At 71.4% G+C, this 15,048-nt stretch carries 9 protein-coding genes, 1 tRNA gene, 1 pseudogene and 1 CRISPR repeat array; of the genes and pseudogenes, 10 read left to right on the top strand and 1 reads right to left on the bottom strand.

Annotation, left to right across the window (positions count from 1 at the left end; translation table 11 throughout):
- Nucleotides 1-109: 109 nt before the first annotated feature.
- Nucleotides 110-406 carry a type II toxin-antitoxin system VapB family antitoxin gene (locus tag ACIRJT_RS16305; RefSeq protein WP_003967677.1) on the top strand — a complete coding sequence of 99 codons (297 nt, stop codon included), beginning with the start codon at nucleotides 110-112 and terminating at the stop codon, nucleotides 404-406.
- A gap of 195 nt (nucleotides 407-601) precedes the next feature.
- Nucleotides 602-1,204 (top strand): LytR C-terminal domain-containing protein, encoded by a 603-nt coding sequence (locus tag ACIRJT_RS16300; RefSeq protein ID WP_403909900.1) that lies wholly within the window; start codon nucleotides 602-604, stop codon nucleotides 1,202-1,204.
- Between the two features lie 149 nt (nucleotides 1,205-1,353).
- Here the strand turns inward: ACIRJT_RS16300 and upp are convergent, their stop codons facing one another.
- Nucleotides 1,354-1,989, bottom strand: a complete 636-nt coding sequence (gene upp / locus ACIRJT_RS16295; protein ID WP_403909411.1) for a uracil phosphoribosyltransferase — start codon at nucleotides 1,987-1,989, stop codon at nucleotides 1,354-1,356.
- 102 nt (nucleotides 1,990-2,091) lie between these two features.
- On the opposite strand from upp, the gene ACIRJT_RS16290 reads away from it, so the two are divergent.
- From ACIRJT_RS16290 to casB, 8 genes and pseudogenes are all read left to right on the top strand, one after another.
- Nucleotides 2,092-2,334: a hypothetical protein gene (locus ACIRJT_RS16290; protein ID WP_403909408.1), complete on the top strand. Its 243-nt coding sequence runs from the start codon at nucleotides 2,092-2,094 to the stop codon at nucleotides 2,332-2,334.
- A gap of 218 nt (nucleotides 2,335-2,552) precedes the next feature.
- The gene (locus tag ACIRJT_RS16285) at nucleotides 2,553-3,107 is read left to right on the top strand and encodes a hypothetical protein (RefSeq protein WP_403909897.1); all 555 of its coding nucleotides are present in this window, start codon (nucleotides 2,553-2,555) and stop codon (nucleotides 3,105-3,107) included.
- A gap of 212 nt (nucleotides 3,108-3,319) precedes the next feature.
- Complete coding sequence (tadA, locus tag ACIRJT_RS16280) at nucleotides 3,320-3,748, top strand: tRNA adenosine(34) deaminase TadA (protein WP_403909894.1); 429 nt, start codon at nucleotides 3,320-3,322, stop codon at nucleotides 3,746-3,748.
- Nucleotides 3,749-3,884: 136 nt separating this feature from the next.
- Nucleotides 3,885-3,972 (top strand) — tRNA-Ser (locus tag ACIRJT_RS16275).
- A 292-nt stretch (nucleotides 3,973-4,264) separates the two neighbouring features.
- Nucleotides 4,265-4,600 (top strand): annotated as a pseudogene (locus ACIRJT_RS16270) (HD domain-containing protein); the annotation flags it as partial.
- Nucleotides 4,601-4,969: 369 nt separating this feature from the next.
- Entirely contained in the window at nucleotides 4,970-6,070 is a 1,101-nt protein-coding gene (locus ACIRJT_RS16265; protein WP_403909405.1) for a MarR family transcriptional regulator, read from the top strand.
- A gap of 269 nt (nucleotides 6,071-6,339) precedes the next feature.
- Nucleotides 6,340-9,114: direct repeats of the CRISPR family, unit length 29 nt; unit sequence GTGGTCCCCGCGCACGCGGGGGTGGTCCC.
- Nucleotides 9,115-9,479: 365 nt separating this feature from the next.
- Nucleotides 9,480-14,219, top strand: coding sequence for a type I-E CRISPR-associated protein Cse1/CasA (casA, locus tag ACIRJT_RS16260; protein WP_403909402.1), 4,740 nt, complete (start codon nucleotides 9,480-9,482; stop codon nucleotides 14,217-14,219).
- Nucleotides 14,216-14,992, top strand: a complete 777-nt coding sequence (gene casB, locus ACIRJT_RS16255; protein WP_403909399.1) for a type I-E CRISPR-associated protein Cse2/CasB — start codon at nucleotides 14,216-14,218, stop codon at nucleotides 14,990-14,992. Before casA ends, casB begins: the two co-directional genes overlap by 4 nt.
- Nucleotides 14,993-15,048 lie beyond the last annotated feature (56 nt).

The raw sequence follows: 15,048 nt of genomic DNA, 5'->3' as shown, positions 1-15,048 counted from the left end.
ACCCCTGTCCTGGTATCCCGCCCTATTCAGCGGTATACGGCCTTTGCACCCGCATCGCGGTGAGCTTCCCCGGCTGCGCCCGGTGGCCCTTGCCCGGTAGGCTTTCCGTGTGATCTTCAAGCGCATCGGAAATGGGAAGCCATACCCCGACCACGGCCGGGAAAGCACCCGGCAGTGGGCGGACGTCGCGCCGCGTCCGGTTCGCCTGGACCAGCTCGTGACCACCAAGGGCCAGCTGGACCTGGAGACCCTCCTCGCCGAGGACTCCACGTTCTACGGCGACCTGTTCGCCCACGTCGTGAAGTGGCAGGGCGACCTCTACCTGGAGGACGGGCTGCACCGGGCGGTCCGGGCCGCGCTCCAGCAGCGCCAGGTACTGCACGCCCGCGTCCTCGACCTGGGCTGACGCCGCCCCGGCCACCCACGCTCACCGCCGCGTGGACGCCCGCACACCCCACCCGGGTTTACGCACCTCACCAAAGCCCGATTCGGGCCTTTCGAGTGTTTTCACGCTCATCCGGGTGCCATGTGTTGATCATTTTGTACGCGTCCTCACCGGCCGCACTACGCTGCGTCCATGAGCATGCTCACTCCCCCCGGCATGGGCGGAAAGTACCGCATCACGGGCGACGCCTATCCTCGTATGCGTCGCCCCCGGCACCGCCGCAGGCTGGTCATCGCGGGCATCGGAGCCGTCGTCGCCCTCAGCCTGGCCGGCTGGGGCACGTTGCAGCTCATCGACGTCTTCACCGGCGGCGACAAGAGCGCCAGTGCGGCCGACCACAAGCGGGACTGCCCCACCGCGAAGCCGTCGGCGGCCCCGGCCAAGGCACTGCCGAAGCCCGCCGCCATCAAGGTCAACGTCTACAACGCGACGACGCGCAGCGGGCTGGCCAAGTCCGCGGCCGAGGAGCTCAAGAAGCGCGGCTTCGCCATCGGCGAGGTGGGCAACGCGGCGAAGGCGTACGACAAGAAGGTGCCGGGCACAGGCGTGCTGCTCGGCGCACCGACCGCGACGGACGGCAGCTTCACCGTGCTCGGCACCCAGCTGGCGGGCACGGTGCAGAAGACCGACACCCGCAGGACGGGCGAGGTCGACCTGATCCTCGGGGCGAAGTTCAAGGCGTTCAGCACCCCGCAGGAGGCCACCGCCGCGATGGCGGCCCTGACGAAGCCGGCACCGGCCCCGTCCCCCTCCTGCTGAACCCCGCACACGAAAGCGCCCCGTCCCGGCACCGTACGCATAAGTACGAGCCGGAACGGGGCGCGAAACCGTGGAACGGCCCTACCTGGCCCCTTGGCGTCCGGAGGACCTAATCGGGCCCCGGGGACCCACTCGGCCGCCGCCCGAACCTATTCGGCCGTGCCGTACATCCGGTCGCCCGCGTCCCCGAGGCCCGGCACGATGTAGCCGTTCTCGTTGAGCCGCTCGTCCACGGAGGCGGTGACGACGGTGACCGGGGTCCCGGCCAGCTCGCGCTCCATCACCTCGACGCCCTCGGGCGCCGCGAGGAGGACGACGGCGGTGACATCGTCGGCGCCGCGCCTGATCAGCTCGCGAATGGCCGCGACGAGGGTGCCGCCGGTGGCCAGCATCGGGTCCAGCACGTAGACCTGGCGGCCGGAGAGGTCCTCCGGCATCCGGGTCGCGTACGTCTCCGCCTGGAGCGTCTCCTCGTTGCGGATCATGCCGAGGAAGCCCACTTCGGCGGTCGGCAGCAGCCGCACCATGCCGTCCAGCATGCCCAGACCTGCGCGCAGGATCGGGACGACCAGGGGCCGGGGGTACGAGAGCTTCACCCCGGTCGTGGGCGTCACCGGGGTCTCGATGTCGACCTGCTCGGTGCGCACATCCCGGGTGGCCTCGTAGGCGAGAAGGGTGACCAGCTCGTCGGCGAGCCGCCGGAAGGTCGGGGAGTCGGTGCGCTTGTCGCGCAGCGTGGTGAGTTTGTGCGCCACCAGCGGGTGGTCGACGACGTGGATCCGCATGTGTCAACAGTAACCGCGCCGCCCGATGCTCTGCGCTGGCATCAACCACCTGTTCGGAGGGAAGGTGGGGGCATACGGACCCAGCACTGGGGTGGTGTGTCGATGGCTGACGGGGAACTGCGGAGCGGCCCGGCCTCGCGCGGGCCGCGCGATGGGCGCGACGCCGAGGGCGCGGCGAATGACGTCGAGGACGCGCAGGAGAGTGACGCCGCCCGACGCCGGCGACGCGCCCAGTTCCTCCGCGAACTCCACGAGGCCAAGCAGCTGCGCGACCGGGTGCAGCCGCGCCGCGCCCGTGCGGCGCGTATGCGGCAGCAGATGCGGATGCGCACGTTCCGCTGGTGAATTCTCCTCGTACCACCGGCGCACTCCCTCCGCCGATCGGCTCGTCAGGGAGACGGCCGACCAGGCACTCCTGGAACTGATGGCCGACGCAACGGCCGAAGAGGTCTCGCACAGCGCTTGTTTCTGCCACGATGCCGATTGGGCGGGGCTCAGGACGGACGGATCACCGTTCGCCCTCCCGTCGGACCGATTCGCCTATGACCAGTGGGAGAGTCACGGTGTACTTCGCCGCACTGCTCGCGCGCACCGAAGACGGGTGGGAAGCGAGCGATACAGAGCTCGACGATGTGGAGACCCTGTCCGATCTGACGGATCTGGCCCGGGAGGCCTCGGTGGACGAGGACACGGTCCTGGTCTACATCGAGCAGGAGGACGCCTGGTTCGGCGTCGTCCGGGTGGACGGTGAGGAGGACCCCCGAATCTACGTCTCGGACGCGTCCGCCGCCGCCCGCTCCTCGTACGGGGAGATCCTGCTCACCGACGAGATCCTCGGCCGAGAACCAGGGGCCGAGGACGAGATCGCCGCCCTGGAGGAGCTCGTCGACCTCGACGGCACCGAGGACGGCGAACCGGAACGGCCTGCCCCCGCGGCCGTCGACCCGGACGAGGACGGCCCCGACCCGGACACCGTGCCCGCGGGACCGATCGGGGAGCTCGGGGTCCTCGCCGACCTCGGGATGTCCGAGAAGGAGCTGCTCACGCTGCAGACCGACGCACTCGCGGAGATCGCGGAGGCCGTGGGAGCGGCGGAGGTCCTGGAGTCGGTCCGCTAGGCCGGGCCGACAAGCGTTCTGACCGTCGTGCGCCTGTCCCTGTCCGGATGTCCGTCCCTGTCCGGATGTCCGTCCCCGTCGTATGTCCGTCCTGTCCCGTCCGTTAGGGTCCGCGGGTGACCGCCGGACCGCCGAACCCCTCACCCGAGCCCGCCCCGGATCCCGTACGCGTACCCGAGCCCGACCCCGTGCGCGACCCCTGGCAGGCACCGATGCGCCGCGCCCTGGCCGAGGCCGGGCGGGCGGCGTCGGCCGGCGATGTGCCGGTCGGCGCCGTCGTCCTCGGCCCCGACGGCGCCGAGCTGGCCGCCGCCCACAACGAACGCGAGGCCACCGGCGACCCGACCGCCCACGCCGAGATCCTGGCCCTGCGCCGGGCGGCCGAGACCCGCGGCGGGTGGCGGCTGACCGGCTGCACGCTGGTGGTCACCCTGGAGCCCTGCACGATGTGCGCGGGCGCCCTGGTCCAGTCCCGCATCGCCCGGGTCGTCTACGGAGCCCGCGACGAGAAGGCGGGCGCGGCCGGCTCCCTCTGGGACGTCGTCCGCGACCGCCGCCTCAACCACCGCCCGGAGGTGATCGGCGGCGTCCTGGAGGACACCTGCGCCGAGCAGCTGACGGCCTTCTTCCGCACGCTCTGACCAGGTACGACCTGGTCGACCGACCAGGTACGGCCTGACCGCTCGACCACCTACGGCCCGGCCGCCCGACCGGGTAGGGCCCCGCTCCCGAGAACCGATTTCTGTCCACGCCCCGGGATGGTCTAAGCTCTCTCTCGGTAGCGTGTCCGAGCGGCCGAAGGAGCTCGCCTCGAAAGCGAGTGTGGCGTAACCCGTCACCGTGGGTTCAAATCCCACCGCTACCGCTCTTACACCCCCCTTGATCTGCGGAGACGCGGTCAAGGGGGGTTTTGCGTGCGCCCTGTGATACACGGCCGCAAAAGCACGAGACCACCGCCAAGAAGTCCGCCACCATCCCCAGATCGCTTGCGAGCGAGGTCGAAGCCCGCACAAACGGCCGGGGACTCTCTCGCTTCGTCTCCGACGCCGCCGAACACGCCCTCGCCCTGACCAAAACCAGAGAGATCATTGAGGCGTACGAGGACGAACACGTCCCCTTAACTCCCTTGGAGACTGATGCTCCCCGCGCGTGCGGGGGGGAAGAAGTACGCGCCCGCCGGCGACCCGCAGGAAGTCACCGCCGACCAGACGGCCGGCATGCCCGATGTGCTCGCCTCGGCGGTCCGCGAACTGGTCGCGGAGTACGAGGCCAAGGAGTCACCCGAGGCGGTCTGCGCCCGGGACGCGGACAAACTGGAGTGCATGCTCCAGGGCATCGAATACAAGGCCCAGGGCTACGAGAACGCCCAGCGCTGGATCGACAACAGCCGCAGCCGCCTCGTCACCGACACCGCCAACCGCCTGGCCGACGAACTTCTGGCGCAAGGAAGCCTCGACTGGCTCCGCGCAGCCCTGAGGGAGGGCAAGAAGTAGCCCTCCCCGAAGCTCGGATCCCGAGCCCTGAGCTTCGGGCTTCGGGCTCCGGGCTCCGGGACGGTCGGGTCACTCTTCCGGGGGTACGTGAGCGGGTCCCCGGCCCGAAGCTCGGGTGCCGGGACTCGGGCGTCGGGATGCGGGACCCGGGGTTCGAGCGCCTTCTTTAACCGGCAGGGAGAAATAGGGGGTTAGGGAAAACCTCCCCTACCCCCCTACCCCGTCACGGGCAGCAAGTATGACTAATCCCGACAGCTTGCGACACAGCGTCACGACTGCTTACGGTGCGAGAACTAAACGACCCCGACCGGTGTTGTAGCACCAGGCCGGGGTCTCACCACAAGATCACCCCACTAGAAAGACGATCCCGTGGCTACTCAGCACCCTAGCTCCGCCCTGCACGCCCCAGCAGCCTCCGCCGCGTACCCGATGGCCAAGCCCGGCTACGGCAAACGCTCCGCACCGGACCAACAGGCCCGTACGCGAGATGACTTCGCCCTCCTGCCGACGCGAGAGCGGTACGTCGCCGGGTTCGTCGACCACCTCCCCGAAGGCGCGGCGATGAGCGTGAAGACCCTGGCGAAACAGCTCCCGCTCTACGGACAGCAGGCCATCTCCACCGCCCTGACGGCCTTGTCCGTCGCCGGGCACCTGCGGCGCGTGCGGTGCGCGGTCGGCGGTACGGGCGAGGAGACGCGCTGGGTCTTCCGCACGTTCTGGTCGCGCACGGCGCGGGACAACGAGTGGTGGAACACCTACCTCGCCACCGAGAAGGCCACCCTGGCCGCAGCGCCTGTACCGGAAGCCTCCGCCCTCGACACGGCACCGCCGTCACCGTGGGGTCCGGCCGAGGAACCGTCGCCGCACACCCCGGAGAGCCCCGACACGGACCAGGCTCCCGAACCCACCGCCGTACCGCGCCAGCGCGCACTGGCCCCCGCGCCGGAAGCCGAACCCGCACCGTCCGCTGCGGACACCGCTCCCGCGAAGCCCCACGCCTCCGAAGCCGGCCGGTCTCCCGCCTACCTCGCCCTGGCCCGCCTCGGCCGCGACGACCACCGCCTCACCCTCTCCGCCGACGACTGCACCGCCCTCGAAGCCCAGGCGGCGCAATGGCTCGCCCGGGGCGTGAGCGTCGACTACCTGACCCACGCCCTCACCGCGGGACTCCCCACCCAGGTCGACAGCCCCCTCGGATTCCTCCGCCGCCGCCTCACCGACAAGATCCCACCGCGCCTGGCCACCGAGAACACCCGGCCCGCCGCCCCCGCCCCGGCTCGCCGCCTCCTCATGGAATGCACCGACTGCGGACGCCCCGGCCAGCCAGAAGCCCTCCCCGACGGCCTCTGCCGCCCCTGCCGCACAACCCACACCGGCTCCCTGGACGACGAGAACACGACCCACCCCGCCGACATCGCCCACGTCAAAGCACACATGAACAACCTCCGCGACCTGCTCAAACCCGTCTGAGCTCACGTCGACAAGCCTGCTTGCCTCACGGCCCCGGCATACCGTAGCCATCGGCAAGGTCCACTCCTGAGGCCAGGCTCCCTCACGACGGGCGACGACCATGTCTCCCTTAAAGACACCGCCCCTCACGGCCCCGGGAAGGGCAGAATCACTCCCAAGCATGTAGGGCTTCAAGCAAAGCCATTCGCAACACAGAGGGCAATATGTCCGTTTCTCAAGAAGTAGGTAAATTCAGCCCCGCCGCCACATAAACCCGCAGGTCACGAACTGTGGTCCCCGCGCACGCGGGGGTGGTCCCGTGCCGGACAGCTCCAGTCGCGTGGACTGGACGTGGTCCCCGCGCACGCGGGGGTGGTCCCACCTTCGTCCAGTACGACATGCGGTTCGCGTACGTGGTCCCCGCGCACGCGGGGGTGGTCCCCTTGTGAGCGGCACCCGGTCCGGATCGTTCGAGTGGTCCCCGCGCACGCGGGGGTGGTCCCGCACTGCGGCCACCAACCCAGTGGGTTGGTGGGTGGTCCCCGCGCACGCGGGGGTGGTCCCCCGAAGAAGGGCGTCGTCGTGGAGCCGGTCGGATGTGGTCCCCGCGCACGCGGGGGTGGTCCCGCACTCGGGTTGGGATTCGACGATCCCCTCCCGTGGTCCCCGCGCACGCGGGGGTGGTCCCCAGCGTCCAAGTCGGTGACGGATCCGGCGTCGGTGGTCCCCGCGCACGCGGGGGTGGTCCCGCTCCGATCGCGGCCCCGGATGCGGTGAGCCCGTGGTCCCCGCGCACGCGGGGGTGGTCCCTCCACTACCCGACTACCGGGGGTTTTTTCATGGTGGTCCCCGCGCACGCGGGGGTGGTCCCATCATCAAGCGCTATGAGGAGAGCGCATAAAAGTGGTCCCCGCGCACGCGGGGGTGGTCCCGGCGTCGGCCAGTGGCCCGGGGCCGGCCAGGGGTGGTCCCCGCGCACGCGGGGGTGGTCCCGAACGGGTGGGAGTACCCGCGCGAGCCTGGCCGTGGTCCCCGCGCACGCGGGGGTGGTCCCCACTTCCCCTCGGGCCGCTCATGCCAGCCTGCGTGGTCCCCGCGCACGCGGGGGTGGTCCCTCCGGTTCGCCCGCGCACCGTTCGAACTACTGGTGGTCCCCGCGCACGCGGGGGTGGTCCCTTCTGGACCGACGCGATTACGTCGCCGCGCTGGTGGTCCCCGCGCACGCGGGGGTGGTCCCCTTGACAAGGTTCTGTCGATCGGGTCCGCGATGTGGTCCCCGCGCACGCGGGGGTGGTCCCGAGTGAGGGCCCACCCGTGACCTGGCCGGTCGGTGGTCCCCGCGCACGCGGGGGTGGTCCCAGGGTGCCGAGCCCGGTGAACCACCGGAACAGGTGGTCCCCGCGCACGCGGGGGTGGTCCCGGTGGGGCCGGTCGGCCCGGTCGAGCATGGAGGTGGTCCCCGCGCACGCGGGGGTGGTCCCGCGGCTGCGGCTTGTCGGTGTGCGGCTCGGGTGTGGTCCCCGCGCACGCGGGGGTGGTCCCGGATATCAGTTCTTCACCGACTGACCAGGGGGGTGGTCCCCGCGCACGCGGGGGTGGTCCCGCGCCGATCGCCGCCCCGGATGCCGTGAGTCCGTGGTCCCCGCGCACGCGGGGGTGGTCCCCGATCATGCCGCCGAGCGCAGCCCGGTTCGTCGTGGTCCCCGCGCACGCGGGGGTGGTCCCAAGCGCGGCCCGGCCACGAACGTCCTCCGGGAGTGGTCCCCGCGCACGCGGGGGTGGTCCCGGAAAGGGCCCCCACCGAGGTGGGGGCCCTACGTGGTCCCCGCGCACGCGGGGGTGGTCCCCTTGTTGTCGGAAAGCCGAGCGGCCAGGGACCGTGGTCCCCGCGCACGCGGGGGTGGTCCCGTGATCAGTGAGATTGCGCTGATCGACGTCAAGTGGTCCCCGCGCACGCGGGGGTGGTCCCGTCGCGGCGTGTCCAATCAGTTCGTCCCGCTTGTGGTCCCCGCGCACGCGGGGGTGGTCCCTGGTTAGAGCGCCCGCCTGATACGCGGGAGGTAGTGGTCCCCGCGCACGCGGGGGTGGTCCCGGGCTCACCATCCCCGAGACCGCGCACACCATGTGGTCCCCGCGCACGCGGGGGTGGTCCCTCCGCCAAGCAGGCGAAGTTGTCGCACCTCGGTGGTCCCCGCGCACGCGGGGGTGGTCCCGCGGCGCCGCCGATCTACCGGGGCCAGTGCGGGTGGTCCCCGCGCACGCGGGGGTGGTCCCGGACCGCCGGGGGTGGCCACCGGCGGACCGTCGTGGTCCCCGCGCACGCGGGGGTGGTCCCGTCACGTTCCCGGAGCCGTTCCCCGTGGCCCCGTGGTCCCCGCGCACGCGGGGGTGGTCCCTCGTCGACAACTCGGTTGCCGGGCCACGCCCCGTGGTCCCCGCGCACGCGGGGGTGGTCCCACATGGGTGCCGCTGCTGGAGATGGCGCGGGGGTGGTCCCCGCGCACGCGGGGGTGGTCCCATGGTCCACCTCCTCGAAGCCCCCGGCGTACGGTGGTCCCCGCGCACGCGGGGGTGGTCCCGGATGGACGGCGCACACCAGACGAAGGCGTGGGTGGTCCCCGCGCACGCGGGGGTGGTCCCGACGTGATGGTTACGGGCTGTTGGGTGTGGTCGTGGTCCCCGCGCACGCGGGGGTGGTCCCATCGCGTACGAGATCACGGGGCCCGACGCGGGGTGGTCCCCGCGCACGCGGGGGTGGTCCCGCCAATCACGTGCGCGTTTTCGAACACGCCATGTGGTCCCCGCGCACGCGGGGGTGGTCCCGTCAAGGACAAGGCGTACGGGGCGAAGGGCGAGTGGTCCCCGCGCACGCGGGGGTGGTCCCTGGTCGACCATGTCGTGGATGCGGTCCAGCCGGTGGTCCCCGCGCACGCGGGGGTGGCCCCGTGTTGGAGCCCCTGCAAGACGCCGCACTGTTGTGGTCCCCGCGCACGCGGGGATGGTCCCGTCGCGAGCGCGGTCCGTCGCGTCGTAAAGGTGTGGCCCCCGCACGCGGGGCAGCCCCCCACCCGGGTCAACCGAGTGAGGAACTACCCCCACCGGTCGACCGGCATGGTTGGCCCCCTTTGTGGTCCCGGCCGGGGGGCACGTGCGAATCAAGCCGTCCTGCCTCAGCGAGGGCTGCCTCTCGCGCTATGGCGCCCGTTCTCCTACCGCTCCCGCCATGCCCCCACACTCCGCGAGTCGACCAACGGAGCCCCCGCGACCAACGAAGCCCGACAACCAGGCTCACCGCCGCCTCCGGTCGGCACCAAGCGCGGCGCGCATCAGCAGCTCTCTCCCCGACCGCCACACTCGATCAGATGAACGCACTTGCGTTCATTCTCGATCATCGCGACCGCCGGCGACTTCGACGATGTCCAATACGCCCATGAGCCGCGATCATCCGGAAAGCCTTTCGGCTTACGCCCGCCTGTCCCCCGCGTCCCGCACCGCCTGGGGCAAGCACGACCGGCAGACCGAACAGTGGCTCCCTCTCTGGCGGCACATGGCGGACAGCGCCGCCGTGGCAGGCCGGCTCTGGGACGAGTGGGTGCCCGACAACGTCAAAGTGCTCGTCGCGGACGCGTTCCCCCACGGCGAGCAGGACGCGCGACAAGCGGCCGTCTACCTCGCCTGCGTCCACGACATCGGCAAGGCCACCCCCGCCTTCGCCTGCCAGGTGGATGGGCTCGCCGACCGGATGCGGGTGGCCGGGCTCTCCATGCCGTATCAGAAGCAGTTCGGGCTGGACCGCAGGATGGCGCCGCACGGGCTGGCCGGGCAGATGCTTCTTCAGGAGTGGCTGGCGGAGCGGTTCGGGTGGAGTGAGCGGGTTTCCGGGCAGTTCGCCGTGGTCGCGGGCGGGCATCACGGCACACCTCCGGATCACCAGCAGATCCATGATCTCGGGCTCCGGCCACAGCTGTTGCGCACCGGAGGAGAGAGCGAGGGCGTCTGGCGAGACGTCCAGTACGAGTTGATGGATGCCTGTGCCGTGCGGGCCGGCGTGGACGAGCGGTTCGACGAGTGGCGGCCCGTCCGTCTGCCGCAGCCCGTGCAGGTCGTGCTCACGGCGATCGTCATCGTCTCGGACTGGATCGCCAGCTCCTCCGAGCTGTTCCCGTACGATCCCGCCTCCTGGGCCCCCGTGGGCCCGGAAGGGGAGGGCCGTCGGCTCGCGGCCGCCTGGGCGGGGCTGGACCTTCCCGGGCCGTGGCGGGCGGATCAACCAGGGGGCACCGCGGCGGAGTTGTTCCAGGATCGGTTCGATCTTCCGCCGGGCGCCGCGATCAGGCCCGTACAGGAAGACGCCGTACGGGTCGCCCGGGAGCTGCCGGGAGCCGGGCTCCTGATCATCGAGGCGCCCATGGGCGAGGGCAAGACCGAGGCCGCCTTCGCGGCTGCGGAGATCCTGGCTGCCCGGTCGGGTGCCGGAGGATGTCTCGTGGCGCTGCCGACCCGTGCCACCGGCGACGCCATGTTTCCCCGTCTGCTGCGCTGGCTGGAGCGCCTGCCCACGGACGGGCCCCGCTCCGTGGTCCTCGCCCATGCCAAGGCCGCCCTCAACGAGGTGTGGGCCGGGATGACGAAGGCCGACCGGCGGACGATCGCGGCCGTCGACCTGGACAGCCCGGTGGAGGAGGTCTCCCGTGCGGGGGGCGCGCGCCGCGTGAATCCTGCCTCCCTCCACGCCCACCAGTGGCTTCGCGGCCGCAAGAAGGCGCTGCTCTCCTCCTTCGCCGTCGGCACCATCGACCAGGTGCTCTTCGCCGGGCTCAAGAGCCGGCATCTGGCACTGCGGCACCTCGCCGTCGCGGGCAAGGTCGTCATCATCGACGAAGTGCACGCCTACGACGCGTACATGAACGCCTACCTCGACCGGGTACTGGAATGGTTGGCCGCCTACCGGGTGCCCGTCGTCATGCTCTCCGCCACCCTGCCCGCGCGGCGCCGCCGCGAGCTGGCCGCGGCGTATGCCGGGGAAGAGACTCCCGAACTCGCCGATGCCCTTGAACTGCCCGATGACGCCTACCCGTTGATCACCGCCGTCGCCCCCGGAGGCCTCATCCTGACGGCCCGGCCCGAACCCGCCTCCGGGCGGCGCACCGAAGTGGTTCTGGAGCGACTGGACGACGAACTCCTCCCGCTCGTACGGCGGCTGGACGAGGAGTTGCGGGACGGCGGCTGCGCCCTCGTCGTACGCAACACCGTCGACCGGGTTCTGGAAGCCGCCGAACACCTCCGCGCCCACTTCGGGACGGAGGCTGTCACCGTGGCGCATTCCCGGTTCATCGCAGCCGACCGGGCACGCAATGACACCGACCTGCGTGAGCGGTTCGGGCCCGGTGGCGACCGTCCCGCCGGGCCGCACATCGTCGTGGCCAGCCAGGTCGTCGAACAGTCCCTGGACATCGACTTCGACCTGCTGGTCACCGATCTCGCCCCCGTCGACCTGGTGCTCCAGCGCATGGGACGGCTGCACCGTCATCCGCGTACCCGACCGCCCCTCCTCGCGCAGGCCCGCTGTCTGATCACCGGGGTGGAGGACTGGAACGCCGATCAGCCCGCGCCCGTACGTGGCTCCCTCGCCGTGTACCAGGGGCCGCACACCTTGCTGCGAGCCCTCGCCGTGCTGGGTCCGCATCTCGATGGCGTAGCGCTGGTGCTGCCGGACCACATCAGTCCGTTGGTGCAGGCCGCTTACGACGAACGACCGGTCGGGCCCGCGCACTGGGCCCCCGCGCTGGCCGAAGCCCGGCGACGGTATCTGACCCGGCTGGCCGAGAAGCGGGAGCGGGCCGATGTGTTCCGGCTGGGGCCGGTACGGCGGGCGGGCCGGCCCCTGTTCGGCTGGCTCGACGGCAACGCCGGGGACGCGGACGACAGCCGCGGAGGGCGCGCGCAGGTGCGGGACAGCGAGGAGAGCCTTGAGGTCCTGGTCGTCCAGCGCCGCGCGGACGGCCGACTGACCACCGTGAGCTGGCTCGACGGCGGCCGTGGTGGGCTGGATCTGCCGGAGCACGCGCCTCCGCCCCATCGGGCCGCCGAGATCGTCGCCGCGTGCGCGTTGACGCTGCCCCGGTCGCTCACTCATCCGGGTGTGATCGATCGGACCATCGCGGAGCTGGAGCGCTTCGTCGTACCGGCCTGGCAGGTGAAGGAGTGCCCGTGGCTGGCGGGAGAGTTGCTGCTCGTTCTGGACGAGGACTGTCAGACCCACCTGTCAGGGTTGGAGGTCCACTACAGCGCCGACGACGGACTCCGGGTGGGTCCTGTCGGCGCGCGCAGCGCAAGCAGAGCAAAGGGGCTCGAAGCAGTGGCGTCCTTAGTACCTTCTTTCGACCTGGTCTCCCGGCCGTGGCTGCCCGTCCAGTACGAGGACGGCTCCATCGGCGAGCTGTCGCTGAGGGACGTCTTCGCGCGGGCGGGCGAGGTACGTCGGCTGGTGGGCGATCTCCCGACACAGGAACTGGCCCTGCTGCGCCTGCTGCTGGCGATTCTGTACGACGCGTTCGACGAGGCCGAAGGCCGATCGGGCGGCGCACCGGCGCAGCTGGAGGACTGGGAAGCGCTGTGGAACGCCCCGGGTTCCTTCGAGATCGTCTCCGGCTATCTCGACCGGCACCGGGACCGCTTCGATCTTCTCCACCCGGAGCGCCCGTTCTTCCAGGTGGCGGGGCTGCATACGCAGAAGCACGAAGTCGCCTCGCTGAACCGGATCGTGGCCGACGTGCCGAACGGTGAGGCGTTCTTCTCCATGCGCCGGCCCGGTGTCGGTCGGCTCGGTCTCGCCGAGGCTGCCCGCTGGCTCGTCCACACCCATGCGTACGACTCGTCCGGGATCAAGTCCGGTATGGAGGGCGACGCGCGGGTCAAGGGCGGAAGGGTCTACCCGCAGGGTGTCGCCTGGGTGGGCGGCCTCGGTGGCGTCTTCGCGGAGGGCGCGTCCCTGCGCGAGACCCTCCTGCTGAATCTGATTCCGACGGATGAGGACATCCTGACGGCGGAGCCGAAGGCCGATCTCCCCGTATGGCGCCGCGAGACGCCCCCGGGGCCCGGCGTGGTGGAAGGCGACCCCTCCACGCCTCGCCCGGCGGGGCCCCGCGACCTCTACACCTGGCAGTCCCGGCGGCTGCTCCTCCACACGGAGGGCGTCGACGTCACCGGAGTCGTCCTCGGTTACGGTGACCCGCTCGCCCCCGCCAACCGGCAGAAGGCGGAGCCGATGACGGGCTGGCGCCGCAGCCCCGCGCAGGAGAAGAAGCTCGGCCGCCCGCTGATCTACCTGCCGCGTCAGCACGACCCCGCCCGAGCGGCGTGGCGTGGCCTGGCGAGCCTGCTGTACGCCCAGCGGCAGGACGGCGACACGACCGGGCGGGGCACGGACCAGAGCCGACCGCCCGGGGTCGTGAAATGGCTGGCCCTGCTCAGTACCGAGGGACTGCTGCCGAAGGGTTCGCTGATCCGTACGCGGTTGGTCGGCGCGGTCTACGGAACGCAGCAGTCCGTGGTGGACGAAGTGGTGGACGACACCATCGCCCTGCCGGTCGTTCTGCTCCACCAGGACCGCCGCCTGCACGGGGCGGTCGCGGTCGACGCGGTCGCCGACGCCGAGCGGGCCGTGTCCGCGCTGGGGCACCTCGCCGGGAATCTGGCGCGTGCGTCCGGTTCGGAGGCCGGGCCGGCCACCACCACTGCCCGGGACCAGGGCTTCGGTGCTTTGGACGGACCGTACCGGCGCTGGCTGGTGGACCTCGAAGAGGACACGGACCTGGAGCGGGCGCGTGCCACGTGGCGGGCCACCGCCCGGCACATCGTGCTCGGCCTCGGCCGTGAGCTTCTCGACTCGGCGGGCCGGGGGGCGGCCGAGGGGCGGGTGATCGAGTTGCCAGGCGTGGGCAGGCGCTGGATCGACAGTTCTCGGGCGGATCTGTGGTTCCGGACCCGCGTCAACAAGGTGCTGCCCAAGCCGCTACCGGAAACATCTGTACCGACCGCCGCCAACCACGCCAACCACGCCGATCCCGCCGGCCTGGCTGACCGCACCGACCTCGCTGACCGCACCGACCTCGCCGGCGAAGCACCTGACGAAACACCTGACGAAGCACCTTCGGAGGGACCCGCATGACCATCGCCCCTACAACGACCGGCGCGGACGCCTCGCCGCCTCCCCAGGACGGCGCACCAGCGGTCGGGCAGATGCCCGCCCACCGGCTGGTCGCCCGCGCGACGGGCTCGTACATCGCACGAATCCAGCCTCAGTACCTGTCCGACACGTCGGCCGCCGTGGCGGAACTCGCCCGGTTGCGGCGCGGCGCGGGAAAGCGTGCTCATCAGGTCCAGGACCTCTGGGGCATCGGAGGCACGGAGGAGTTGGCCCGGCTGCTCGATGGCCGGCGCGAGTTCATCCGTCTCGAATACGCCGAGGAAGCCGTCTTCCTCGCCTCCACCATGTGGGCCCTGCACCAGCAGTCCGGCCGCGACACAGGCATGCACGACCGGAGGCAGAACCTCGGTGGAGCCGTCCGCGCGCTGATCCGGCTGAAGGGGGCCTCAGGCGAGGACGAGGAGGACTCCCCGCTGCGCAAGCGCCTGGTGCGGGTCGGAACGGCCGAATCCCTCGACTCTGTCGCGGTACGGCTCAGGGAGATCGTGTTGCTCCTGCGCGGCGCGCGCGAGCCCCTCGACTACGCGCGCCTGGCCGGGCAGCTCTACCGGTGGCAGCACCGCCCCGACCGGGCCGGGGTTCAGCGGGAGTGGGGACGCGAGTTTCATCTGGCCGCGGCCTCGGCCGCGGCCGCGAGGAAAGGCAAATCGGCCTCCGAGGGCGGCACCGGCGATGCGATCGACCGAACATTGGCCCCGGATGAGGAATACGGCGGATACGCGGCAGGGGAATGACGCTTCCCGCTCAGCCCCCGCACCCTTTCCCCTCATAGAACATCTCTCGCGCATGA

The sequence above is a fragment of the Streptomyces sp. NPDC102283 genome, assembly GCF_044766265.1.
Taxonomy (GTDB): domain Bacteria; phylum Actinomycetota; class Actinomycetes; order Streptomycetales; family Streptomycetaceae; genus Streptomyces.
This window is presented reverse-complemented; position numbering and strand designations above follow the sequence as displayed.

Coding starts and splice junctions, on each gene's coding strand:
- ACIRJT_RS16300 (WP_403909900.1), top strand. CDS start 602: ATGGGCGGAAAGTACCGCATCACGGGCGACGCCTATCCTCGTATGCGT.
- upp (WP_403909411.1), bottom strand. CDS start 1,989: ATGCGGATCCACGTCGTCGACCACCCGCTGGTGGCGCACAAACTCACC.
- ACIRJT_RS16290 (WP_403909408.1), top strand. CDS start 2,092: ATGGCTGACGGGGAACTGCGGAGCGGCCCGGCCTCGCGCGGGCCGCGC.
- tadA (WP_403909894.1), top strand. CDS start 3,320: ATGCGCCGCGCCCTGGCCGAGGCCGGGCGGGCGGCGTCGGCCGGCGAT.
- casA (WP_403909402.1), top strand. CDS start 9,480: ATGAGCCGCGATCATCCGGAAAGCCTTTCGGCTTACGCCCGCCTGTCC.
- casB (WP_403909399.1), top strand. CDS start 14,216: ATGACCATCGCCCCTACAACGACCGGCGCGGACGCCTCGCCGCCTCCC.